Raw genomic sequence first — 23,034 nt, 5'->3', positions numbered from 1 at the left:
GGGGGCGTTGTAAATAATACAAATTAAATACAAATATCCGACATCGGTGAAAGTGATCACATAAATGTATTGTTGATTCTGCCAGACTCGCTGCATGCTTTTCTTTGATAGGGTGAGAATGATGATTAACCTGACGGCGTTAACGCATCCTGATGCGCTGTGCCTCAATGCACATTTCAGTAGCCGTGAAGACGCTATTCACGCGCTGGCTGAGCGGCTGGTCTCGCTTGGCAAAATTACCGACTCGCAGTCTTTCCTTGATGAAGTGTTTGCCCGCGAAAGCCTGGGCCCGACGGCGCTGGGCGAGGGGCTTGCCGTGCCGCACGGGAAAAGCTCAGCGGTGAAAGAAGCGGCCTTTGCGGTGGCAACCTTGCGGGAGCCACTGTTGTGGGAAGGTGTGGATGGCCCGGAGCCGGTCGAGCTGATTTTTTTGCTGGCAATCCCTCCTGCGGAAGCAGGCAGTACGCACATGCAACTCTTGACAACGCTGACCACCCGGCTGGCGGATGATGAACTGCGCGCGCGCGTGCAGGCTGCGTCCACCCCTCAGGCGCTTCTGGCGGCATTGGATACGAATGCGCTGACGCAGGCGAGTACGCTTTCTCAGGATGCACCAACCGTTGTCTGTGTGACCGCCTGTCCGGCCGGGATCGCCCATACCTACATGGCCGCGGAGTATCTGGAAAAAGCGGGGCGCAAGCTGGGCGTCAGGGTGGTGGTCGAAAAGCAGGGGGCGAACGGCATTGAAGGGCGCATCACCGCCCGGCAGTTGCAGGAGGCAAAAGCGTGCATTTTTGCCGCAGAAGTGGCAATCAAAGAGCGTGAGCGTTTTCAGGGGATCCCCGCCATTACGGTGCCCGTGGCGGAACCCTTGCGCCATGCTGAAGCGCTCATTGAGCGTGCGCTGGCGCTACCGCCTGTATCCGATGCGCGTCCTGCGCATGTCGACCCTGACGCGAAAAAGTGCGTTAAAACCGAACTCAAGCAGGCGCTTCTCAGCGGTATCTCTTTTGCGGTTCCGCTGATTGTCGCTGGCGGCACGGTGCTGGCCGTGTCGGTATTGCTGGCGCAAATCCTCGGCTTGCAGCATCTCTTCGATCAGGAAAACTCGTGGCTGTGGATGTACCGCAAACTGGGCGGCGGAATGCTCGGTATTCTGATGGTGCCTGTTCTGGCGGCCTATACCGCTTACTCGCTGGCAGATAAACCCGCGCTGACGCCGGGCTTTGCGGCCGGTCTTGCCGCCAATATGATCGGCTCCGGTTTTCTGGGCGCTATCGTCGGCGGGCTGATTGCGGGCTACCTGATGCGCTGGGTGAAAAATCACGTCCGTCTGAGCAGCCGGTTCAACGGCTTCCTGACCTTTTATCTCTATCCGGTGATCGGCGTGCTGGGCGCGGGCAGCCTGATGCTGTTTGTGATCGGCGAGCCGGTAGCCTGGCTTAATAACACGCTCACCGCCTGGCTTAATGGTCTGTCCGGCGCGAATGCGCTGCTGCTGGGGGCGATCCTCGGCTTTATGTGCTCGTTCGATCTGGGCGGTCCGGTCAACAAAGCCTCTTACGCGTTCTGTCTGGGCGCGATGGCCAACGGTGTCTACGGGCCTTATGCGATTTTTGCCTCCGTCAAAATGGTGTCGGCCTTTACCGTGACGGCGGCAACGATGCTGGCCCCGAATCTGTTTAAACAGTTCGAAATTGAGACCGGCAAGTCCACCTGGCTGCTGGGGCTGGCGGGTATTACCGAAGGGGCAATCCCGATGGCTATCGAGGATCCGTTGCGGGTCATCGGCTCATTTGTTCTGGGGTCAATGGCGACCGGAGCGATTGTCGGGGCGATGGGGATTGGGCTTTCCACCCCGGGCGCGGGCATTTTCTCTCTCTTCTTACTGCATGATGCCGGGCTGGGCGGCGCGATGGCCGCTGCGGGCTGGTTTGGCGCCGCGCTGGTTGGCACCGCCATTTCTACGCTCATTTTACTGCTCTGGCGACGCCATGCCGTGAAGCGCGGCACCTACGTGACTGAAGACATAACATCCTAAACACGCACTGACAGGAAACGAAGATGAAAGCAGTATCTCGCGTTCATATCACGCCACATATGCACTGGGACCGTGAGTGGTACTTCACCACCGAAGCGTCACGTATTCTTCTGGTCAACAATATGGAAGAGATCCTCACCCGTCTTGAGCAGGACGCAGAGTATAAATACTACGTTCTCGACGGCCAGACGGCGGTGCTGGAAGATTATTTTGCCGTGAAGCCGGAAAACAGACCACGCGTGAAAGCGCTGGTGGAGGCCGGGAAGCTGATAATCGGACCCTGGTATACCCAGACCGATACCACCCTCGTCTCCGGCGAGTCGATTATCCGAAATCTGATGTACGGCATTCGCGACTGTCTGGCCTTTGGCGAGCCGATGAAAATTGGCTATCTGCCAGACTCTTTCGGCATGTCCTCCCAGCTGCCGCACATTTATAACGGTTTCGGCATCACGCGCACCATGTTCTGGCGCGGCTGTTCCGAGCGGCACGGTACCGATAAAACAGAGTTTCTCTGGCAAAGCCAGGACGGCAGTGAAGTCACGGCGCAGGTGCTGCCGCTGGGCTACGCGATTGGTAAGTACTTACCGGAGGATGAAGCCGGGCTGCGGAAACGGCTCGACGCCTGGCTCGAGGTGCTCGAAAAAGCCTCCGTGACGAAAGAAATTTTGCTGCCTAACGGCCATGACCAGATGCCGCTCCAGCAGAACATTTTTACGGTGATGGATAAGCTCCGCGAAATCTACCCGCAGCGTCAGTTTGTGATGAGCCGCTTTGAGGAGGTGTTTGACCACATCGACGCGCACCGCGATGAACTGGCGACGCTGAAAGGGGAGTTTATTGACGGTAAATATATGCGGGTGCACCGTACGATCGGCTCCACGCGGATGGACATCAAAATCGCTCACGCCCGAATAGAGAATAAAATCGTCAACGTCCTTGAGCCGCTGGCCACGCTTGCGTGGACGCTGGGCTTTGAGTATCACCACGGCTTGCTGGAAAAAATGTGGAAAGAGATCCTCAAGAATCACGCCCACGACAGTATCGGCTGCTGCTGTAGTGACAAAGTGCATCGCGAGGTGATGTCCCGCTTCGAACTGGCGGAAGACATGGCCGATAACCTGACGAGCTTCTATATGCGCAAGATCGTCGACAACATGCCGCAGAGCGATGAAGACAAACTGGTGATGTTTAACCTGATGCCCTGGCCGCGTGAGGAGGTGATCAACACCACGCTGCGTCTGCGCGCCAGCCAGTTCCGCCTGCTGGACGATAAGGGGAATGAAATTCCTTACTACCTCCGCAGCGCACGCGAGATCGACCCCGGGTTGATTGACCGGCAGATTGTGCATTACGGCAACTACGATCCATTTATGGAGTTTGACATTCAGGTCAAACAAATTCTGCCATCAATGGGTTACCGCACTCTCTATATTGAGCCGCATGTGGCTGGTAAGGTTCTCGACGCGGCGAAGTCCCCGGAGGCTTTGCTGGAAAATGCGTTCTGGGAGATCGCCTTAAACGACGATGGTACCCTGCGTCTGCGTGATAAAGAATCCGGGCTTATCTATGACCGGGTACTTGAAATTGAAGAGAGTTCGGATGATGGCGATGAGTACGACTACTCGCCTTCACGGGAAGAGTGGAGACTCACTTCTGCACAGGGCGAGCACGAGGTTGAGGTGATCCACGACGCCTGGCAGAGCAGGGCGATAATCCGCCATCATATGGCGGTACCGGCAGATCTCGCCGAACGCTCGGCGCGCCAGCAGACGGGAACGCTTGAGGCAGAACTCACGGTTACGCTCAGCCACAACAGCCGACGTATCGACGTCGAGGCGCGTCTGGGAAATCACGCGGATGATCACCGCGTGCGGGTGCTGATCCCGACGCCGTTCACCACGGACGCGGTGTTAGCCGATACCCAGTTCGGTTCGCTGACGCGCCCTGTTCAGGATGACGCGATGGCGAACTGGCAGGAGGAGGGCTGGAAGGAAGCGCCGCTGCCGGTGTGGAATCTGCTCAACTACGCTGTGCTCCAGGAACGGCGTAACGGGCTGGCGCTGTTCACCGAAGGGTTACGCGAATTTGAAGTGACTGGCGAGCGTCAAAAAACCTTTGCCCTGACGTTGCTTCGCGGCGTGGGGTTGCTTGGGAAGGAAGATTTACTTCTGCGTCCGGGCAGACCGTCCGGGATCAAAATGCCGGTGCCTGATTCACAGATGCGGGGCCAGTTAACCTGTCGCTTTAGCCTGTTCAGTTTTACTGGCACGGCCGTCAGTGCCGGTGTTGCGCAGCAGGCGAAGTCGTGGTTAACGCCGGTGCACTGCTATAACAAAATTCCGTGGGATGCGATGAAGCTTAACCGTGCCTCTTTCACCACGCCCTGTAGCTACAGCCTGCTAACGCTGGCGCCAAATGGATGTATGCTCAGTGCGCTGAAAAAGGCGGAAGATCGTGATGAGATGATTCTGCGTCTGTACAACCCGTCGGAGACCCGCACCTGCGATGTGGCGCTGTCGGTGAACCGTGCTGTCCTGGCGTGTTGCGAAACGGACATGAATGAGGCCGTTAACGCGCAGGGGGAGGACGGCTCGGGTATTACGGGGCCATTCCGGCCAGGCCAGTCACGCACCTTCAGCATAAAAATTGAAAGGTCATCCTCATAACAATATAAAGGCCGCATCACCTGCGGCCTTTATTTCATCAAATAGTCACGAAAGGGTGTTAATTTTAAGATTATAAAAGTGAATAAAATGTAATCATTTGGGCTGGTAGCAAAGTAAAAGAAAAATACTGTGAAGCGGCTAACATTATAGGTTTGTCTTCCTGCAAAACGTGTTTTTTCACGGGCGTTAATAAAAATCACAACTGTTTATATCTTCTTCGGGCTTTTATAACCATCAATGCCTTTAAATATACATATCCTTAACAAGGTCTTTACTATCCGTATCACAAAGAAACATCATTAACAGTTCTGACTGATTTTGATTTAAATCAATGTTTAATCCTTGGAAAAAGGCTCCAAAAGGCGTTAAATTGTTCCCGATCAAAATGGCCGAAAAGTGGTAATTTTGCTATAAATTGATCGCCGTCGAAAAACGTAAATCTGTTCGAATAAAAACCTGTTTATTGTAAGGGTTTTGCAGCGTATTATATTTACGGGATCAATTTGGTTTTTTCTTAACGTATTTGTAACCTTTCATCATTGCTTTTTCCTCCTGTTGAGAATAAGCAACGAAGAAGGGACGCAGATAACTTTGTATTGGGGCATGCGTGTGGATCCTTATCTAACGGGGTTCACTCTCGGAGTCTTCATGCGATGAGCAAGGAGTCATAATGTTAGACGTAGTCGAACTGTCGCGCTTACAGTTTGCCTTGACCGCGATGTACCACTTCCTGTTTGTGCCGCTGACGCTCGGTATGGCGTTCCTGCTGGCCATCATGGAAACGGTTTACGTCCTCTCCGGCAAACAGATTTATAAAGATATGACCAAGTTCTGGGGCAAGTTGTTTGGTATCAACTTTGCGCTGGGCGTGGCAACCGGTCTGACCATGGAGTTCCAGTTCGGAACCAACTGGTCTTACTATTCCCACTATGTCGGGGATATTTTCGGTGCGCCGCTGGCCATTGAAGGTCTGATGGCCTTCTTCCTCGAATCCACCTTTGTAGGTCTGTTCTTCTTCGGTTGGGACCGTCTGGGTAAAGTCCAGCATATGGCGGTAACCTGGCTGGTGGCATTAGGCTCCAACTTGTCCGCACTGTGGATCCTGGTGGCGAACGGCTGGATGCAAAACCCCATTGCGTCTGATTTCAACTTCGAAACCATGCGTATGGAGATGGTCAGCTTTGCTGAGCTGGTCCTGAACCCGGTTGCCCAGGTTAAGTTCGTTCACACCGTGGCGTCTGGCTATGTGTGCGGCGCGATGTTCGTGCTGGGCATCAGCTCCTACTATATGCTGCGCGGCCGTGACTTCGCGTTCGCCAAGCGTTCTTTCGCTATTGCAGCAAGCTTCGGTATGGCCGCGATTCTGTCTGTTATTGTTCTGGGTGATGAATCCGGTTACGAAATGGGCGACGTGCAGAAAACCAAACTGGCCGCAATTGAAGCTGAATGGGAAACCCAGCCAGCGCCAGCCGCGTTTACCCTGTTCGGTGTGCCCGATCAGGAAGCACAGGAAAACCGCTTCGCCATTCAAATTCCTTACGCTCTGGGTATTATCGCCACGCGCTCCGTCGACAAACAGGTGACTGGCCTGAAAGATCTGATGGTGCAGCATGAAGAGCGTATCCGTAACGGGATGAAAGCCTACTCGCTGCTGGAACAGCTGCGCGCTGGCTCTACCGATCAGGCCGTTCGCGATCAATTTAACGACGTGAAGAAAGACCTCGGTTACGGTCTGCTGCTGAAACGCTATACCCCGAACGTCTCTGACGCGACGGAAGCGCAAATTCAGATGGCAACCAAAGACTCTATTCCACGCGTTGCGCCGCTGTACTTCGCGTTCCGCATCATGGTGGGTTGCGGCATTATCATGCTGCTGATCATCGCCGCCTCGTTCTGGTCAGTCATTCGTAACCGTATCGGTGAGAAAAAATGGCTGCTGCGCACGGCGCTGTACGGTATCCCACTGCCATGGATTGCTATCGAGTCCGGCTGGTTTGTTGCGGAATATGGTCGTCAGCCGTGGGCGATCGGTGAGGTGCTGCCAACTGCGGTAGCGAACTCCTCCCTGACCGCAGGCGACCTGATCTTCTCCATGCTGCTGATTTGCGGTCTGTACACCCTGTTCCTGGTGGCTGAACTGTTCCTGATGTTCAAGTTCGCGCGCCTTGGCCCAAGCAGCCTGAAAACCGGTCGCTACCACTACGAGCAGTCTGCTGCGACTACTCAGCCGGCACGCTAAGACAGGAGTCATCAAATGATCGATTATGAAGTATTGCGTTTTGTCTGGTGGCTGCTGATCGGTGTTCTGCTGATTGGTTTTGCGGTCACCGATGGTTTCGACATGGGCGTGGGCATGCTCACCCGTTTTCTCGGTCGTAATGACACCGAGCGTCGAATCATGATCAACTCCATCGCCCCGCACTGGGACGGTAACCAGGTGTGGCTGATCACCGCAGGCGGCGCGCTGTTCGCTGCCTGGCCGATGGTTTACGCGGCTGCGTTCTCCGGCTTCTATGTGGCGATGATTCTGGTGCTGGCTTCTTTATTCTTCCGTCCGGTAGGTTTTGACTACCGTTCCAAGATTGAAGACACCCGCTGGCGCAACATGTGGGACTGGGGCATCTTCATCGGTAGCTTCGTGCCTCCGCTGGTCATTGGTGTGGCGTTCGGTAACCTGTTGCAGGGTGTGCCGTTCCACGTCGACGAATACATGCGTCTGTTCTACACCGGTAACTTCTTCCAGCTGCTGAATCCGTTTGGTCTGCTGGCGGGCGTGGTGAGCGTGGCGATGATCATCACGCAGGGCGCAACTTATCTTCAGATGCGTACCGTGGGTGAACTGCACCTGCGTTCCCGTGCTACCGCTCAGGTGGCGGCGCTGGTGACTCTGGTCTGCTTCGCACTGGCAGGCGTGTGGGTGGTGTACGGTATTGATGGATACGTGGTGACCTCCGCGATCAACCATACTGCGCCGTCTAACCCGCTGACTAAAGAAGTGGCGCGTCAGGCCGGTGCATGGCTGGTGAACTTCAATAATACCCCTGCGCTGTGGGCTATCCCGGCTCTGGGTGTGCTGCTGCCGCTGCTGACCGTGCTGACGTCTCGTCTGGAGAAAGGCGCTCTGGCGTTCGTGTTCTCCTCACTGACGCTGGCGTGCATCATCCTGACGGCAGGTATTGCCATGTTCCCATTCGTGATGCCGTCCAGCACCATGATGAACGCTAGCCTGACCATGTGGGATGCAACGTCCAGCCATATGACGCTGAACTTAATGACCTATGTTGCTTGCGTGTTCGTTCCGATTGTTCTGGCTTACACCATCTGGTGTTACTGGAAAATGTTCGGTCGTATTACTAAAGAACATATCGAAAGCAACACCCACTCTATGTACTAAGTAAGGAGCTGAATATGTGGTATTTCGCATGGATTTTAGGGACGCTTCTTGCCTGTGCATTTGGTGTCATCACTGCCCTGGCGCTTGAGCATGTAGAAGCGTCTAAAGCGGGTGAAGAAAAACACTGATGAACATTATCGCAACGCTGTATGCGGTAATGGATAAGCGCCCCTTGCGGGCGCTTTCTTTAGTGATGGCATTACTGCTGGCAGGCTGTATCTTCTGGGACCCGTCGCGCTTCGCGGCAAAAACCAGCGAGCTTGAGATCTGGCACGGCTTCCTGATGATGTGGGCGGTGTGCGCAGGTGTGATTCACGGTGTCGGCTTTCGTCCGAAAGCCCTTCACTGGCAAGGCATCTTCTGCCCACTGATTGCCGATCTGGTTCTCCTCGCCGGTTTGATTTTCTTCTTCTTCTGAATAAGAAATGTCCGTTAACGTTATGGGCTTACCCGAGCCCATAAAAATTTACTCTCCGTTTACTTTCCCCCATTCCAAACCATCATTCCCGCGCGTATAGTAGCGAAGTTTGAAAGCTCCAATTTTCTTGTATTACCGGGATGTAAAGTGAATACAACGCTGTTTCGATGGCCGGTACGTGTCTATTACGAAGATACCGATGCCGGTGGTGTGGTCTACCACGCCAGCTACGTTGCTTTTTATGAACGGGCACGCACAGAGATGCTGCGCCATCATCACTTTAGTCAACAGGTGCTGTTGGCTGAGCGAGTTGCCTTCGTGGTACGCAAGATGACGCTTGAGTATTTTGCGCCTGCCAGACTCGACGATATGCTCGAAGTCCAAACAGAAATTACATCAATGCGCGGAACTTCACTGGTTTTCACGCAGCGGATAGTCAATGCAGAGAACACGGTACTGAACTCAGCTGAAGTCCTGATTGTTTGTGTTGATCCAACCATAATGAAGCCTCGTGCGCTTCCTAAGTCTATTGTCGCGGAGTTTAAGCAGTGACTGACATGAATATCCTTGATTTGTTCCTTAAGGCAAGCCTTCTGGTTAAACTTATCATGTTGATTTTGATTGGTTTTTCAATCGCATCCTGGGCCATCATTATCCAGAGAACGCGTATCCTCAATGCCGCTGGCCGCGAAGCCGAAGCCTTTGAAGATAAGTTCTGGTCGGGTATTGAGCTTTCTCGTCTGTATCAGGAGAGCCAGGGGCGCCGTGAAAACCTGACCGGCTCCGAACAAATTTTCTATAGCGGATTCAAAGAGTTTGCTCGTCTGCACCGGGCAAACAATCATGCGCCGGAAGCCGTCGTGGAAGGGGCGTCGCGTGCGATGCGTATCTCCATGAACCGCGAGCTGGAAAATCTTGAAACGCACATTCCTTTCCTCGGAACCGTTGGCTCCATCAGCCCGTATATCGGCCTGTTTGGTACGGTTTGGGGGATTATGCACGCCTTTATCGCGCTGGGCGCGGTGAAGCAGGCAACGTTGCAGATGGTTGCACCGGGTATCGCAGAAGCACTGATCGCGACCGCAATCGGTCTGTTCGCCGCAATTCCGGCGGTAATGGCGTACAACCGTCTGAACCAGCGCGTGAACAAACTGGAACTGAACTACGACAACTTTATGGAAGAGTTCACCGCGATTCTGCATCGTCAGGCGTTTACCAGCACCGAGAGCAACAAGGGGTAAACCATGGCCAGATCGCGTGGACGAGGTCGTCGCGAGCTCAAGTCCGAAATCAATATCGTTCCGTTACTGGACGTGCTGCTGGTGCTGCTGCTGATCTTTATGGCGACAGCGCCCATCATCACCCAGAGCGTGGAAGTTGATCTGCCGGATGCAACAGAATCACAGGCGGTAAGCACCAATGACGATCCTCCGGTCATCATTGAGGTTTCCGGCGTAGGGCAGTACAGCGTTGTGGTCGAGAAAGATCGTATGGATCAGCTTCCGCCAGAGCAGGTTATTGCTGAAGCGCAACGACGCCTGGAGTCAAATCCGAAGACGGTCTTCTTAATCGGTGGTGCGAAAGGCGTACCATATGATGAAATTATCAAAGCGCTGAACTTGCTACATAGCGCGGGCGTTAAGTCAGTTGGCTTAATGACTCAGCCTATTTGATCATCTGCGTAGTTTTTGGGAACCGATAGTGTCAAAGGCAACCGAACAGAACGACAAGCTTAAGCGAGCGATAATCGTCTCCGCAGTGCTGCACGTGATTCTTTTTGCAGCGCTGATCTGGAGTTCGTTCGATGAGCACATTGATGCATCGGGAGGCGGTGGAGGCTCGTCCATCGACGCCGTCATGGTGGATCCCGGTGCGGTAGTGCAGAACTATAATCGCCAGCAACAGCAGCAGGCGAGCGCAAAACGTGCGGAAGAGCAGCGTGAAAAACAGGCGCAACAGCAGGCGGAAGAGCTGCGTGAGAAGCAGGCCGCCGAGCAGGAACGTCTGAAGCAGCTTGAGAAAGAGCGTTTGCAGGCGCAGGAAGCCGCCAAAGAGCAGGCGGAGCAGCAGAAACAGGCTGAAGCCGCAGCGAAAAAAGCGCAGGAACAGCAGAAGCAGGCGGAAGAGGCGGCAGCCAAAGCCGCAGCAGACGCGAAGGCGCAGGCAGATGCACAGGCGAAATTAGCCGCAGAAGCCGCGAAGAAAGCGGCTGCTGACGCACAGAAGAAAGCAGAGGCCGAAGCCGCGAAGAAAGCCGCTGCTGATGCACAGAAGAAAGCAGAAGCTGAAGCCGCGAAGAAAGCCGCAGCGGATGCGCAGAAGAAAGCCGAAGCGGAAGCCGCCAAAAAAGCTGCGCAGGAAGCAGAGAAGAAAGCGGCTGCCGATGCTGCCAAAAAAGCGGCCGCCGCTGAGAAAGCTGCGGCAGAAAAAGCCGCTGCCGCTGAGAAGGCCGCCGCAGATAAAAAAGCCGCCGCCGCGAAAGCCGCTGCCGATAAAAAAGCGGCTGCCGAAAAAGCCGCAGCGAAAAAGGCTGCTGCTGAAAAAGCCGCCGCTGCCGCCGGTGTTGACGACCTGCTTGGCGACCTGAGTTCCGGTAAAAATGCACCGAAAACAGGCGGTGGAGCGAAAGGCAGTGGCCAGCCGTCGAAAGACAGCGGTACCTCTGGCGCCAACGGTGGGGCGACTGGTGCAGATATTAGTGCTTACGCTAAGCAGATCCAGGTTGCGATTCAAAGCCGCCTCTTTGATGCAGGCCTGTATCAGGGTAAGCAGTGCGTGTTGCATATCAATCTTGCGCCAGATGGCAGGTTGAAAAGTGTGACGTCTGAAGGGGGCGATCCTGCGCTTTGTCAGGCAGCGTTGGCCGCCGCAAGATCGGCGAACATTCCTAAACCGCCTAATGAGGCTGTTTATGAAAAGATAAAAGATGCCAAACTGGACTTTAAGCTGTAATCATCTCCTCTAACGGAAGTATGAAAAACAGTCTATTGTCGTAAACAGGATAAGTAGTTTTGTCTATTTGGGTTTGTTAACATTCTGCTAAATTATCGTGGGTAAGGTTACCCAGATAAGGGAGATATGATGAAGCAGGCATTACGTGTAGCATTTGGTTTTTTAATGCTGTGGGCAGCTGTACTGCACGCAGAAGTACGTATCGAGATCACCCAAGGGGTGGACTCGGCGCGTCCAATCGGTGTCGTTCCGTTCCAGTGGGCAGGGCCAGGTGCCGCGCCTGAAGATATTGGCGGCATTGTTGCAGCTGACCTGCGTAACAGCGGTAAATTTAATCCCTTAGATCGTTCTCGTCTGCCACAGCAGCCGGGTACTGCGCAGGAAGTTCAGCCTGCCGCATGGTCTGCTTTGGGTATTGACGCGGTGGTTATCGGACAGGTTACCCCTGCACCAGACGGTGGCTATAACGTCGCTTATCAGCTGGTGGATACCGGCGGTGCGCCGGGTACCGTTCTGGCTCAAAACACCTATAAAGTGAACAAGCAGTGGCTGCGTTACGCAGGTCATACTGCGAGTGACGAAGTGTTCGAGAAGCTGACCGGTATTAAAGGTGCGTTCCGTACCCGTATCGCGTACGTAGTACAGACCAACGGCGGCCAGTTCCCTTATGAGCTGCGCGTCTCTGACTACGATGGCTACAACCAGTTTACCGTACACCGTTCTCCGCAGCCGCTGATGTCTCCGGCATGGTCTCCGGACGGCTCTAAGCTGGCGTACGTAACCTTCGAAAGCGGCCGTTCCGCGCTGGTTATCCAGACGCTCTCTAACGGTGCTGTGCGTCAGGTTGCGTCATTCCCGCGTCACAACGGTGCACCTGCGTTCTCTCCGGATGGGACTAAACTGGCGTTTGCCCTGTCTAAAACCGGTAGCCTGAACCTGTACGTGATGGATATTGGTTCTGGTCAGATCCGTCAGGTCACGGATGGTCGTAGCAACAATACTGAGCCAACCTGGTTCCCGGACAGCCAGAATCTGGCCTTTACGTCTGACCAGGCAGGTCGTCCACAAGTTTATAAAGTGAATATCAACGGCGGAGCAGCGCAGCGTATTACCTGGGAAGGTTCTCAGAACCAGGATGCTGACGTCAGTGCCGATGGTAAAACAATGGTAATGGTCAGCACTGCGGGTGGTCAGCAACACATTGCCAAACAAGATCTGGTAACGGGGGGCGTACAAATACTGTCGTCAACGTTCCTGGATGAAACGCCAAGTCTGGCACCTAACGGCACCATGGTAATCTACAGCTCTTCTCAGGGGATGGGATCCGTGCTGAATCTGGTTTCTACAGATGGGCGTTTCAAAGCGCGTCTTCCGGCAACTGATGGACAGGTAAAATCACCTGCCTGGTCGCCGTATCTGTAATAATAATTAATTGATTACTAAAGGAATCTTAGAAATGCAACTGAACAAAGTGCTGAAGGGGCTGATGATCGCTCTGCCTGTTATGGCAATCGCAGCGTGTTCTTCTAACAAGAACGCAAGCAATGACCAGAGCGGCGAAGGCATGATGGGTGCCGGCACCGGTATGGACGCTAACGGCAATGGCAATATGTCTTCTGAAGAGCAAGCGCGTCTTCAGATGCAGCAGTTACAGCAGAACAACATCGTTTACTTCGATCTGGATAAATACGACATCCGTTCTGACTTCGCTGCGATGCTGGATGCGCACGCAAACTTCCTGCGTAGCAACCCGTCTTACAAAGTCACCGTAGAAGGTCACGCGGACGAACGTGGTACTCCGGAGTACAACATCTCCCTGGGTGAACGTCGTGCAAACGCTGTTAAAATGTACCTCCAGGGTAAAGGCGTTTCTGCTGACCAGATCTCCATCGTTTCTTACGGTAAAGAAAAACCAGCAGTACTGGGTCACGACGAAGCGGCTTACTCCAAAAACCGTCGTGCCGTACTCGTTTACTAAGAGAATTGCATGAGCAGTAACTTCAGACATCATCTGATGAGTCTGTCGTTACTGGTTGGAATAGCGGCCCCCTGGGCCGCTTTTGCTCAGGCACCAATCAGTAGTGTCGGCTCAGGCTCGGTAGAAGACCGGGTCACTCAACTCGAGCGTATTTCTAACGCTCACAGCCAGCTTTTAACTCAACTCCAGCAGCAGCTTTCCGATAACCAGAATGATATTGATTCCCTCCGTGGTCAGATCCAGGAGAGTCAGTATCAGCTTAATCAGGTTGTGGAGCGCCAGAAGCAAATCTTGTTGCAGATGGATAGCCTGAACAGCGGCGGAGCAGCAGCCCAGCCAGCGGCAGGCGATCAAAGCGGTGCGGCAGCGCCTGCGCCTGCGGCAGATGCTTCCGCGTCGTCTGGTGCGCCTGTACAGAGCGGTGACGCGAATACGGACTATAACGCGGCCATTGCCCTGGTGCAGGATAAATCGCGTCAGGACGATGCTATCGTTGCGTTTCAGAACTTCGTTAAGAAGTACCCTGATTCCACTTACCAGCCAAATGCGAACTACTGGCTGGGTCAGTTGAATTACAACAAGGGTAAAAAGGATGATGCGGCGTTTTATTTTGCCTCTGTGGTGAAAAATTACCCGAAATCACCGAAAGCGCCTGATGCGATGTATAAAGTCGGCGTGATCATGCAGGACAAAGGCGACACTGCAAAAGCCAAAGCGGTTTATCAGCAGGTGGTTGCGAAATTCCCGGGTACCGACGGCGCTAAACAAGCGCAAAAACGTTTGAGTTCGATGGGTTGATTACCGCATGACCAGAAATCGCGTTATTTCTGGTCGTGCAGCATGATTCCTAAGCAGTTAAGTGATCTTCATCGAAATTTTTGTTGCGCTGAATTCTTAAATCAGTAATATATGCCGCCGTTGCCACGGGATATCAAACAACGTGAAAGCAGCGCAAAAGTGGGTCGTTAGCTCAGTTGGTAGAGCAGTTGACTTTTAATCAATTGGTCGCAGGTTCGAATCCTGCACGACCCACCACTTAAAGCAGTTCCGGCAGTACAGAGTGGGTGATTAGCTCAGTTGGTAGAGCATCTCCTTTACACGGAGGGGGTCGGCGGTTCGAGCCCGTCATCACCCACCACTCGGGTCGTTAGCTCAGTTGGTAGAGCAGTTGACTTTTAATCAATTGGTCGCAGGTTCGAATCCTGCACGACCCACCAATTTTAATGTCTTACTCAGATATTAAACGTGAAGGATAACGTTGCTTTAGCAACGGCCCGAAGGGCGAGGCGAAGCCGAGTCATCCTGCACGACCCACCAATTTTATTGGTTCCGAGTGATAATTCAGGCAACACCCGAATGGGTCGTTAGCTCAGTTGGTAGAGCAGTTGACTTTTAATCAATTGGTCGCAGGTTCGAATCCTGCACGACCCACCAGCCTGAATAGATTTGAAGTACATCCCGCAAGGGGTCGTTAGCTCAGTTGGTAGAGCAGTTGACTTTTAATCAATTGGTCGCAGGTTCGAATCCTGCACGACCCACCAATGTAGAAAGGCGCCCTAAAGGCGCCTTTTTGCTATCTGTCGTTCGCCCGTGCTTTGTAGGTCGGGTAAGGCGAAGCCGCCACCCGACAATTGCCGCCAGCATCAATTCCCGATGACATTTCCCCTCAGATTCGCTATCTTGTTTAGTATATAAAACACCATTGCCTCATTTTTGTTATCTCATGCAAAAGAAAGGCAATATTGTTAAGCCAGCAAAACGAGAAGCCATAATGAGTGTGATGTTTAATCCCGAAACCGCAATCTATCCCTTCCCGCCGAAGCCTGCTCCGCTAAGCCGGGATGAGAAGCAGTTTTATCGTGAGAAAATCAAGCGCCTTCTTAAAGAGCGTGATGCGGTGATGGTGGCGCATTACTACACCGACCCGGAAATTCAGCAGCTGGCGGAAGAGACGGGCGGCTGTATCTCAGACTCCCTGGAGATGGCGCGTTTCGGTGCTAAACATCCTGCCTCCACGCTGCTGGTCGCGGGCGTTCGTTTTATGGGGGAAACGGCAAAAATCCTCAGCCCGGAAAAAACGGTTCTGATGCCGACGCTGAATGCTGAATGCTCCCTCGACCTCGGTTGCCCGATAGATGAATTCACCGCCTTCTGTGATGCCCACCCCGACCGTACCGTTGTGGTCTACGCCAACACCTCCGCTGCTGTAAAGGCCCGGGCAGACTGGGTAGTGACGTCCAGTATCGCCGTTGAGTTGATTGAACATCTGGACAGCCTGGGGGAGAAAATCATCTGGGCGCCCGATCGCCATCTGGGAAATTACGTGCAAAAACAGACCGGTGCGGATGTGCTGTGCTGGCAGGGTGCCTGTATCGTTCACGACGAGTTTAAGACCCAGGCACTGACACGCATGAAAGGGTTATACCCGGACGCCGCCATTCTGGTGCACCCGGAATCCCCGCAGTCCATCGTTGACATGGCGGATGCCGTCGGCTCCACCAGCCAGCTTATACATGCCGCGAAAACCCTGCCGCACAAGCAGCTCATTGTGGCGACCGACCGCGGTATCTTCTACAAGATGCAGCAGGCCGTGCCGGAAAAAGTATTGCTCGAAGCGCCGACCGCCGGAGAAGGGGCGACCTGTCGCAGCTGCGCGCATTGCCCGTGGATGGCGATGAATGGACTCAAGGCGATTGCGGAGGGGCTGGAGAACGGTGGCGCAGCGCATGAAATCCACGTAGATGCCGCCCTGCGTGAAGGCGCGTTAATTCCGCTTAACCGTATGCTGGATTTTGCGGCTACACTACGTACTTAACTCATTACGCCCCGGAGAAAAAATGGATTTTTTTAGCACACAGAACATCCTGGTTCATATCCCGATTGGTGCGGGCGGCTATGACCTGTCCTGGATTGAAGCGGTAGGGACGCTGGCCGGATTACTCTGTATCTGGCTGGCCAGCCTTGAGAAGATCAGCAACTATGCGTTCGGGCTGATTAACGTCACGCTGTTTGCGATTATCTTCTTCCAGATCCAGCTCTACGCCAGCCTGCTTCTACAGGTGTTCTTTTTCGCGGCCAATATCTATGGCTGGTATGCCTGGTCGCGGCAAAACAGTCAGCAGGAGGCGGAGCTACAAATCCGCTGGCTACCGTTGCCAAAAGCCATCGCCTGGTTCGCTGCCTGCGTGGTGGCTATCGGCTTTATGACGGTCTTTATTGATCCGGTATTTGCCTTCCTGACGCGCGTGGCGGTCGCGGTGATGTCGGGTCTGGGATTAAACGTGACGATGCCTGAACTTCAGCCGGATGCCTTCCCATTCTGGGATTCCTGCATGATGGTGCTGTCGATTGCCGCAATGATCCTGATGACCCGTAAATACGTGGAGAACTGGCTGCTGTGGGTGGTCATTAACGTGATAAGCGTGGTGATTTTTGCCCGTCAGGGCGTGTATGCCATGTCGCTGGAGTACATGCTGCTGACCTTCATTGCCCTGAACGGCAGCCGTATGTGGATTAACAGCGCGCGTGAGCGTGGCTCTCGCGCGCTTTCCCGTTAATGGTGATGGGCATGTGAATGGCCGGACTGCGCCTCGTTCAGGTGACAGTCTGGCCCGTTACACGGCTGATACTCCATCTGAATGGTGGCGTGGGCAATTTCGTAGTGATGCTCAAGGAAGTGCTGAATACGTTCAAGCAACGCATCGTGATCGTGGGGCGGGATAACCTGAACGTGCAGCGTCATAAGCGGTTTCTCACCCACCAGCCAGACGTGAACGTGGTGAACGTTACGAACTTCAGGAATGGAGCGACACAGATTGCGTTTTAGCTCGCCAATATCCAGCGACGTAGGAGCGCCTTCCAGCAACTCGTTAACACTCTCTTTCAATAGCCGCCAGGCACTGCGCAATACCAGGCACGATACCAGCACGGAAAGAATCGGGTCGATAGGGGTCCAGCCCGTGCCCATAATAATCAGCGCCGCTACGATGGCACCCACAGAACCCAGCAGATCGCCCAGCACATGAAGCGCCGCGGCCCGCACGTTCAGATTTTTTTCGCTGCTGCCGCGGTGCAAAATCCAGAACGCCAGAATATTGGCGACCAACCCGGCAACGGCGATGACCATCATCGTTGTTCCGGCTATCGGTTGAGGATGCCGAAAGCGCTGAAAAGCCTCCCAGACGATAAGAATAGTAATCACCACCAGTGCAATCGCATTCACGAAGGCGGCAAGCGTGGTCAGTCTGAGCCAGCCAAAGGTATGGCGGGCATTGGGAGGGCGACGGGCAAACTGCACGGCCAGCAGAGCAAACAGGAGCGCGGCAGCGTCGGTCAGCATATGCCCGGCATCGGCCAGCAGCGCCAGAGAGCCGGATATCAGCCCGCCGATCACTTCTATGATCATAAAGGTGGCGGTGACGCCGAAGGCCAGCAGAAGCCGTTTGGCATTTTCATCGCCAGCAGCGGGAGGATGGGAGTGGGAGTGCGCCATGGTATCGTTCCTGATTTATTATTATTTTTAGTGTAGCGTTTTTAAGAGCTTAAATAAAAAAGGAGAGCATTCGCTCTCCCTCTTTTACCTTACAGAAGGTTACTGAGTCGTACCGTCTGTTTTGGTATCGGCATCGCTGCCCACTTTGTCATTCGGGTCCGGGCATTTGCCGTCTTTACACATTGAGTTTTTATGAACCTCGTCAGTGCTCATACCGTCATGATTCATCGTGCCGGTGTTCGTACCGCCAGTATTGGTATTGCCCGTGTTGATATTGTTGTTATCAACATTATTCGGCGCAATATTCTGCTTTGCATCCGGCGCAACCTGGCCCGCTTCGGCAGCGGCATTCGCGTCGCCGTTGCTGCCGGAAGAGCCGGTATCGGCTGCCAGTACGCTACCGCTTGCCAGGGTAAGGGTTGCCGTCAGGAAAAGCGTAGTCAGTTTCGTCATTTTCATCATGGTGCTCCTGTTCTTATCGTTACGCTGGATAACATTCTCCAACAGTGCATCTTGTTCAGTGGCGAAAGATCCCAGTTTCCCGAGTTATGTCAGGATGGAATCGCGTATAAATATTTAAATTCAGTCGTTACAAGTAAAAATTTTAGGCCAGATCTCATTTTTCGCTATTTTGTTGCGTATTTTAGCTGAATTCCAGGAATTATCTGCGTGAAGTGTAAAAGCCCGTTTACACTTCAGGGCCGACAAGTTAGATTGAAAGCATTGCTTTCATTACTAAAGATATGGCAGAGCCGGAAAGAAGATGAATTATCAGAACGACGATTTACGCATTAAAGAGATCAATGAGTTATTACCTCCCGTAGCGCTCCTTGAAAAATTCCCCGCCACCGAAAATGCCGCCAACACGGTGTCTCATGCCCGCAAGGCGATCCACAAGATCCTCAAAGGGAGCGACGATCGTCTTCTGGTGGTGATTGGGCCATGCTCCATTCACGATCCTGCTGCGGCCAAAGAGTATGCGTCGCGTCTGCTGGCCCTGCGTGAGGAGTTGAAAGACGAACTGGAAATCGTGATGCGCGTTTATTTCGAAAAACCGCGTACCACTGTGGGCTGGAAAGGGCTGATCAACGATCCGCACATGGACAACAGTTTCCAGATCAACGACGGCCTGCGCATTGCGCGTAAGCTGCTGCTGGAAATTAACGACAGCGGGCTGCCTGCTGCCGGTGAATTCCTCGATATGATCACCCCGCAGTATCTGGCAGACCTGATGAGCTGGGGCGCTATTGGCGCGCGTACGACTGAATCTCAGGTGCACCGCGAGCTGGCGTCTGGCCTGTCATGCCCGGTGGGTTTCAAAAATGGCACTGATGGCACTATTAAGGTCGCCATTGATGCCATCAATGCAGCTGGCGCACCGCACTGCTTCCTGTCGGTGACCAAGTGGGGCCACTCGGCTATCGTGAACACCAGCGGTAACGGCGATTGCCATATCATTCTGCGCGGCGGTAAAGAGCCTAACTATAGCGCTAAACACGTGGCAGAGGTGAAGGCCGGGCTGGAAAAAGCAGGGCTGCCGCCGCAGGTGATGATCGACTTCAGCCATGCGAATTCCAGCAAACAGTTCAAAAAGCAGATGGAAGTCGGCGCAGATGTTTGTCAGCAAATCGCCAGCGGTGAACGCGCAGTGATTGGGGTGATGATTGAGAGCCATCTGGTGGAAGGCAACCAGAACCTGGAGGGCAGCGAGCCGCTGGTCTACGGTAAGAGCGTGACGGATGCCTGCATTGGCTGGGACGATACCGATGCGATCCTGCGTCAGCTGGCGGATGCGGTTAAAGCGCGTCGCGGTTAAGTTTGTCGCAGGCAATAAAAAAGCGTGGATTGCTCCACGCTTTTTTTATGTCCGGCGAATATTACTTCGCTTTACCCTGGTTCGCCACGGCCGCCGCTTTTGCAGCGATTTCGTCGGCGTTACCCAGGTAGTAATGTTTAACTGGCTTGAAGTTTTCGTCGAACTCGTACACCAGCGGCACGCCGGTAGGGATATTCAGCTCGAGGATCTCATCTTCGCCCATGTTGTCCAGGTATTTCACCAGCGCACGCAGGGAGTTACCGTGAGCAGCGATAATGACGCGCTCGCCGCTTTTCAGGCGTGGCAGAATGGTTTCGTTCCAGTAAGGCACAACGCGGTCGATGGTCAGCGCCAGGCTTTCGGTCTGCGGCAGTTCAGCCTCAGTCAGCTTCGCGTAACGCGGATCGTGACCCGGGTAGCGCTCGTCATCTTTGCTCAGCTCTGGAGGCGTGACTGCAAAACCACGACGCCACTGCTTAACCTGCTCGTCACCGTATTTTTCTGCGGTTTCCGCTTTGTTCAGACCTTGCAGCGCACCGTAGTGACGCTCGTTCAGTTTCCAGGATTTCTCAACCGGCAGCCAGGCCTGATCTAGCTCGTCCAGCACGTTCCACAGGGTATGGATGGCACGTTTCAGCACAGAGGTGTAAGCAAAGTCAAAGGTGAAGCCTTCTTCTTTCAGCAGTTTACCTGCCGCTTTTGCTTCGCTCACGCCTTTCTCGGACAGATCAACGTCATACCAACCGGTGAAGCGGTTTTCGTTGTTCCACTGGCTTTCGCCGTGGCGCACCAGGACAAGCTTAGTATTAGCCATTTCTTACTCCTCAAGCATTTTGAATGATAACAATTCTCATTATATTGCCGTGACTGTGCCAGCAGCAACGCTTAACCCTAACCATAGCGAAAATAGTTCGAGAGTGTAAGATGCATGTGAATCAAGGGTTATGATTTTGTCTGCGATCGCCGCTATTTTCAGCAAGCGGAGCAGAAAAAAGCCCTCGTCGGGAGGGCTGGCTTTTTTGCCGGATGGCGCTTCGCTTATCCGGCCTTCATTCGCAGGCCCGTACATGCGTAGCGCCGCCGGACATTAAGCGCGCGGAATGAAATGATACTCGGTGACGCTCACGTACCCTTCACCCGGACGTAGCACGCAGTCCGGCTGCGGCCATTCAGGATGGTTAGGCGAGTCCGGCAGGAACTCGCTCTCCAGCGCCAGTCCTTGCCAGGCGCTGTAGGCGTCATGTTCACGCGCCGTTGTCCCCTCCAGAAAGTTACCGGAGTAGAACTGTAGCGCAGGGGCAGTGGTGTAGACCGTCATCTGTAACTTCTCATCAGCCGACCAGACCTGTGCGGCAGGTTGAGAAAGATCGCCTTTCGCCTGCAACAGGAAAGCGTGGTCGTAGCCTTTCACCTTACGCTGATCGTCATCACTGAGGAAATCCTGGGCGATGGTTTTCGGCTGGCGGAAATCAAAGCTATTACCGCTAACTGGCTTCAGCCCCTGATAAGGGATACCCATCTCATCGACCGGCAGATACGCGTCCGCCAGGATCTGAAGTTTGTGGCTGCGAACATCGGTCTGGTTGCCGTCAAGGTTGAAATAGGCGTGGTTGGTCAGGTTGACCGGGCACGGCTTGTCGACCGTTGCGCGGTACTCAATGGCGATGCGATTATCTTCGGTCAGGGTGAAGCGCGCGGTTGCGGTGAGATTGCCCGGGAAGCCCTGGTCTCCGTCGAGGGAGTCCAGAGAGAACCAGACCTCACCGTCATTCTGCTGCACAATCTTCCAGCGACGTTTATCAAACCCCTCCGGGCCGCCGTGCAGCTGATTTTCACCCTGGCTTGAAAGCAGGGAATACTCTACGCCGTCCAGCGTAAACCGGCTTCTGGCGATGCGGTTGGCGTAGCGGCCGATGGATGCGCCCAGAAACGCGGTCTGCTCGATATACTGCTCGGGCGATGCACAGCCGAGCAAGGTTTCGCGCACGCTGCCGTCAGGCATCGGTACGCGGGCAGAAAGTAACGTTGCGCCCCAGTCCATCAGCGTAACCACCATCCCGGCGCTGTTGCGCAGGGTTAACAGGCGATACGGCAGACCATCCGGTGCGAGTGTTGGTGTTTCGTTTAGCACTGTCCGGCTCCTTGTGATGCTTTGCAGACATAGAAAGTTTCTTTGATGCCCGTTTTGGCTTCGTACTGTTTAGCCACCGCGTCCTGAATGGCAGGGACCAGCTCTTCCGGCACCAGGGCGACGACGCACCCGCCAAATCCGCCGCCGGTCATACGCACGCCGCCTTTGTCGCCAATCGTGGCTTTCACAATTTCCACCAGGGTGTCAATTTGCGGCACGGTGATTTCGAAATCGTCACGCATTGAGGCATGCGATTCTGCCATCAGCTCGCCCATCCGTTTCAGATCACCTTTTGCCAGCGCGGAGGCGGCTTCTACAGTACGGGCATTTTCCGTCAGTATATGACGCACGCGCTTCGTGACAACCGGATCCAGCTCGTGAGCAACCTTGTTAAATTCATCAAGTGAGACATCACGCAGGGCTGGCTGCTGGAAGAAGCGCGCGCCGGTTTCGCACTGTTCGCGGCGGGTGTTGTACTCGCTGCCCACCAGGGTGCGTTTGAAGTTACTGTTGATGATCACCACCGCCGCACCTTTCGGCAGCGGAACCGCTTTGGTCCCGAGGGAGCGGCAGTCAATCAGCAAAGCATGTTCTTTCTTACCCAGCGCGGAAATCAGCTGATCCATAATGCCGCAGTTGCAGCCCACGAACTGGTTTTCCGCTTCCTGACCGTTGAGGGCGATCTGCGCCCCGTCCAGCGGCAGATGATAAAGCTGCTGGAACACGGTGCCGACCGCCACTTCCAGTGATGCAGAAGAGCTTAATCCCGCCCCCTGCGGCACGTTGCCGCTGATCACCAGATCGGCTCCGCCGAAATTCTTGTTACGCTTTTGCAGGTGCTTTACCACGCCGCGAACATAGTTCGACCATTGCTGGCTGTCGTGGGTTACGATCGGCGCATCGAGAGAAAATTCGTCAATTTCGTTGTCGTAATCCGCAGCGATCACCCGCACGTGACGATCGTCGCGTTTCGCGCAGCTGATCACCGTCTGGTAGTCGATGGCACAGGGCAGGACAAAACCGTCGTTATAGTCGGTGTGCTCGCCGATCAGATTAACGCGGCCTGGCGCCTGAATAACATGGGTGGCAGGGTAGCCAAATTTCTCAGCAAACAGGGATTGTGTTTTATCTTTCAGACTCATT

21 protein-coding genes and 5 tRNA genes are annotated in these 23,034 nt (G+C 54.1%); 21 read left to right on the top strand and 5 right to left on the bottom strand.

The annotated features are described in order from the left end of the window. The first annotated feature begins 124 nt into the window (after positions 1–124). The 20 genes from mngA (at position 125) to pnuC (ending at position 17,009) form a co-directional block, all read left to right on the top strand. The gene (gene mngA / locus BH712_RS07310) at positions 125–2,041 is read left to right on the top strand and encodes a PTS 2-O-a-mannosyl-D-glycerate transporter subunit IIABC (RefSeq protein WP_032673751.1); all 1,917 of its coding nucleotides are present in this window, start codon (positions 125–127) and stop codon (positions 2,039–2,041) included. A 23-nt stretch (positions 2,042–2,064) separates the two neighbouring features. Beyond that, positions 2,065–4,710 (top strand): mannosylglycerate hydrolase, encoded by a 2,646-nt coding sequence (gene mngB / locus BH712_RS07305; protein ID WP_006809573.1) that lies wholly within the window; start codon positions 2,065–2,067, stop codon positions 4,708–4,710. Between the two features lie 670 nt (positions 4,711–5,380). Continuing rightward, on the top strand, positions 5,381–6,949 hold the full coding sequence (cydA, locus tag BH712_RS07300; RefSeq protein ID WP_006809571.1) for a cytochrome ubiquinol oxidase subunit I: 1,569 nt from the start codon (positions 5,381–5,383) through the stop codon (positions 6,947–6,949). Between the two features lie 15 nt (positions 6,950–6,964). Beyond that, a complete protein-coding gene (gene cydB, locus BH712_RS07295) occupies positions 6,965–8,104 on the top strand; it encodes a cytochrome d ubiquinol oxidase subunit II (protein ID WP_006809570.1) in 1,140 nt (379 codons plus the stop codon). Positions 8,105–8,118: 14 nt separating this feature from the next. After that, on the top strand, positions 8,119–8,232 hold the full coding sequence (gene cydX / locus BH712_RS07290; RefSeq protein ID WP_006177208.1) for a cytochrome bd-I oxidase subunit CydX: 114 nt from the start codon (positions 8,119–8,121) through the stop codon (positions 8,230–8,232). Beyond that, on the top strand, positions 8,232–8,522 hold the full coding sequence (gene ybgE, locus BH712_RS07285) for a cyd operon protein YbgE (RefSeq protein WP_006809569.1): 291 nt from the start codon (positions 8,232–8,234) through the stop codon (positions 8,520–8,522). Before cydX ends, ybgE begins: the two co-directional genes overlap by 1 nt. 147 nt (positions 8,523–8,669) lie before the next feature. Further along, entirely contained in the window at positions 8,670–9,074 is a 405-nt protein-coding gene (gene ybgC / locus BH712_RS07280; protein WP_003858593.1) for a tol-pal system-associated acyl-CoA thioesterase, read from the top strand. Beyond that, positions 9,071–9,763, top strand: coding sequence for a Tol-Pal system protein TolQ (gene tolQ / locus BH712_RS07275; protein ID WP_008501101.1), 693 nt, complete (start codon positions 9,071–9,073; stop codon positions 9,761–9,763). The genes ybgC and tolQ overlap by 4 nt, the downstream gene beginning before the upstream one ends. 3 nt (positions 9,764–9,766) lie before the next feature. Next, complete coding sequence (tolR, locus tag BH712_RS07270; RefSeq protein ID WP_006809567.1) at positions 9,767–10,195, top strand: colicin uptake protein TolR; 429 nt, start codon at positions 9,767–9,769, stop codon at positions 10,193–10,195. Between the two features lie 28 nt (positions 10,196–10,223). Continuing rightward, positions 10,224–11,474 (top strand): cell envelope integrity protein TolA, encoded by a 1,251-nt coding sequence (gene tolA / locus BH712_RS07265; protein WP_032673582.1) that lies wholly within the window; start codon positions 10,224–10,226, stop codon positions 11,472–11,474. Positions 11,475–11,603: 129 nt separating this feature from the next. Then, on the top strand, positions 11,604–12,896 hold the full coding sequence (tolB, locus tag BH712_RS07260; RefSeq protein WP_032673581.1) for a Tol-Pal system beta propeller repeat protein TolB: 1,293 nt from the start codon (positions 11,604–11,606) through the stop codon (positions 12,894–12,896). Between the two features lie 34 nt (positions 12,897–12,930). Further along, positions 12,931–13,452 carry a peptidoglycan-associated lipoprotein Pal gene (pal, locus tag BH712_RS07255; protein WP_003858578.1) on the top strand — a complete coding sequence of 174 codons (522 nt, stop codon included), beginning with the start codon at positions 12,931–12,933 and terminating at the stop codon, positions 13,450–13,452. A gap of 9 nt (positions 13,453–13,461) precedes the next feature. Then, the gene (cpoB, locus tag BH712_RS07250; protein WP_006809563.1) at positions 13,462–14,250 is read left to right on the top strand and encodes a cell division protein CpoB; all 789 of its coding nucleotides are present in this window, start codon (positions 13,462–13,464) and stop codon (positions 14,248–14,250) included. A 161-nt stretch (positions 14,251–14,411) separates the two neighbouring features. Further along, a tRNA-Lys gene (locus BH712_RS07245) sits at positions 14,412–14,487 on the top strand. Between the two features lie 27 nt (positions 14,488–14,514). After that, positions 14,515–14,590 (top strand) — tRNA-Val (locus BH712_RS07240). Between the two features lie 3 nt (positions 14,591–14,593). After that, positions 14,594–14,669: transfer RNA gene (locus tag BH712_RS07235), tRNA-Lys, on the top strand. A 141-nt stretch (positions 14,670–14,810) separates the two neighbouring features. Further along, positions 14,811–14,886: transfer RNA gene (locus tag BH712_RS07230), tRNA-Lys, on the top strand. 31 nt (positions 14,887–14,917) lie between these two features. Next, positions 14,918–14,993: transfer RNA gene (locus tag BH712_RS07225), tRNA-Lys, on the top strand. Between the two features lie 230 nt (positions 14,994–15,223). Then, entirely contained in the window at positions 15,224–16,267 is a 1,044-nt protein-coding gene (nadA, locus tag BH712_RS07220) for a quinolinate synthase NadA (protein ID WP_032673579.1), read from the top strand. Between the two features lie 22 nt (positions 16,268–16,289). After that, on the top strand, positions 16,290–17,009 hold the full coding sequence (pnuC, locus tag BH712_RS07215; RefSeq protein WP_006809561.1) for a nicotinamide riboside transporter PnuC: 720 nt from the start codon (positions 16,290–16,292) through the stop codon (positions 17,007–17,009). Here pnuC and zitB read toward each other — a convergent pair. Beyond that, a complete protein-coding gene (zitB, locus tag BH712_RS07210; protein WP_006809560.1) occupies positions 17,006–17,944 on the bottom strand; it encodes a CDF family zinc transporter ZitB in 939 nt (312 codons plus the stop codon). The two genes, pnuC and zitB, sit on opposite strands and share 4 nt — an antisense overlap. A gap of 99 nt (positions 17,945–18,043) precedes the next feature. Then, complete coding sequence (locus BH712_RS07205) at positions 18,044–18,403, bottom strand: protein YbgS (RefSeq protein ID WP_032673578.1); 360 nt, start codon at positions 18,401–18,403, stop codon at positions 18,044–18,046. Positions 18,404–18,707: 304 nt separating this feature from the next. Here BH712_RS07205 and aroG point away from each other — a divergent pair, with 304 nt between their 5' ends. After that, complete coding sequence (gene aroG, locus BH712_RS07200) at positions 18,708–19,760, top strand: 3-deoxy-7-phosphoheptulonate synthase AroG (protein WP_006809558.1); 1,053 nt, start codon at positions 18,708–18,710, stop codon at positions 19,758–19,760. A gap of 61 nt (positions 19,761–19,821) precedes the next feature. Here the strand turns inward: aroG and gpmA are convergent, their stop codons facing one another. From gpmA to galK, 3 genes are all read right to left on the bottom strand, one after another. Continuing rightward, the gene (gene gpmA, locus BH712_RS07195; RefSeq protein ID WP_006809557.1) at positions 19,822–20,574 is read right to left on the bottom strand and encodes a 2,3-diphosphoglycerate-dependent phosphoglycerate mutase; all 753 of its coding nucleotides are present in this window, start codon (positions 20,572–20,574) and stop codon (positions 19,822–19,824) included. Positions 20,575–20,847: 273 nt separating this feature from the next. Beyond that, a complete protein-coding gene (galM, locus tag BH712_RS07185; protein ID WP_006809555.1) occupies positions 20,848–21,891 on the bottom strand; it encodes a galactose-1-epimerase in 1,044 nt (347 codons plus the stop codon). Further along, complete coding sequence (gene galK / locus BH712_RS07180) at positions 21,885–23,033, bottom strand: galactokinase (RefSeq protein WP_006809554.1); 1,149 nt, start codon at positions 23,031–23,033, stop codon at positions 21,885–21,887. The genes galM and galK overlap by 7 nt, the downstream gene beginning before the upstream one ends. Position 23,034 lies beyond the last annotated feature (1 nt).

It is taken from the genome of Enterobacter hormaechei ATCC 49162, assembly GCF_001875655.1.
GTDB lineage: Bacteria > Pseudomonadota > Gammaproteobacteria > Enterobacterales > Enterobacteriaceae > Enterobacter > Enterobacter hormaechei.
Note: the sequence above shows the minus strand (reverse complement) of the source record. Positions and strands in the feature narration are given on the sequence as shown.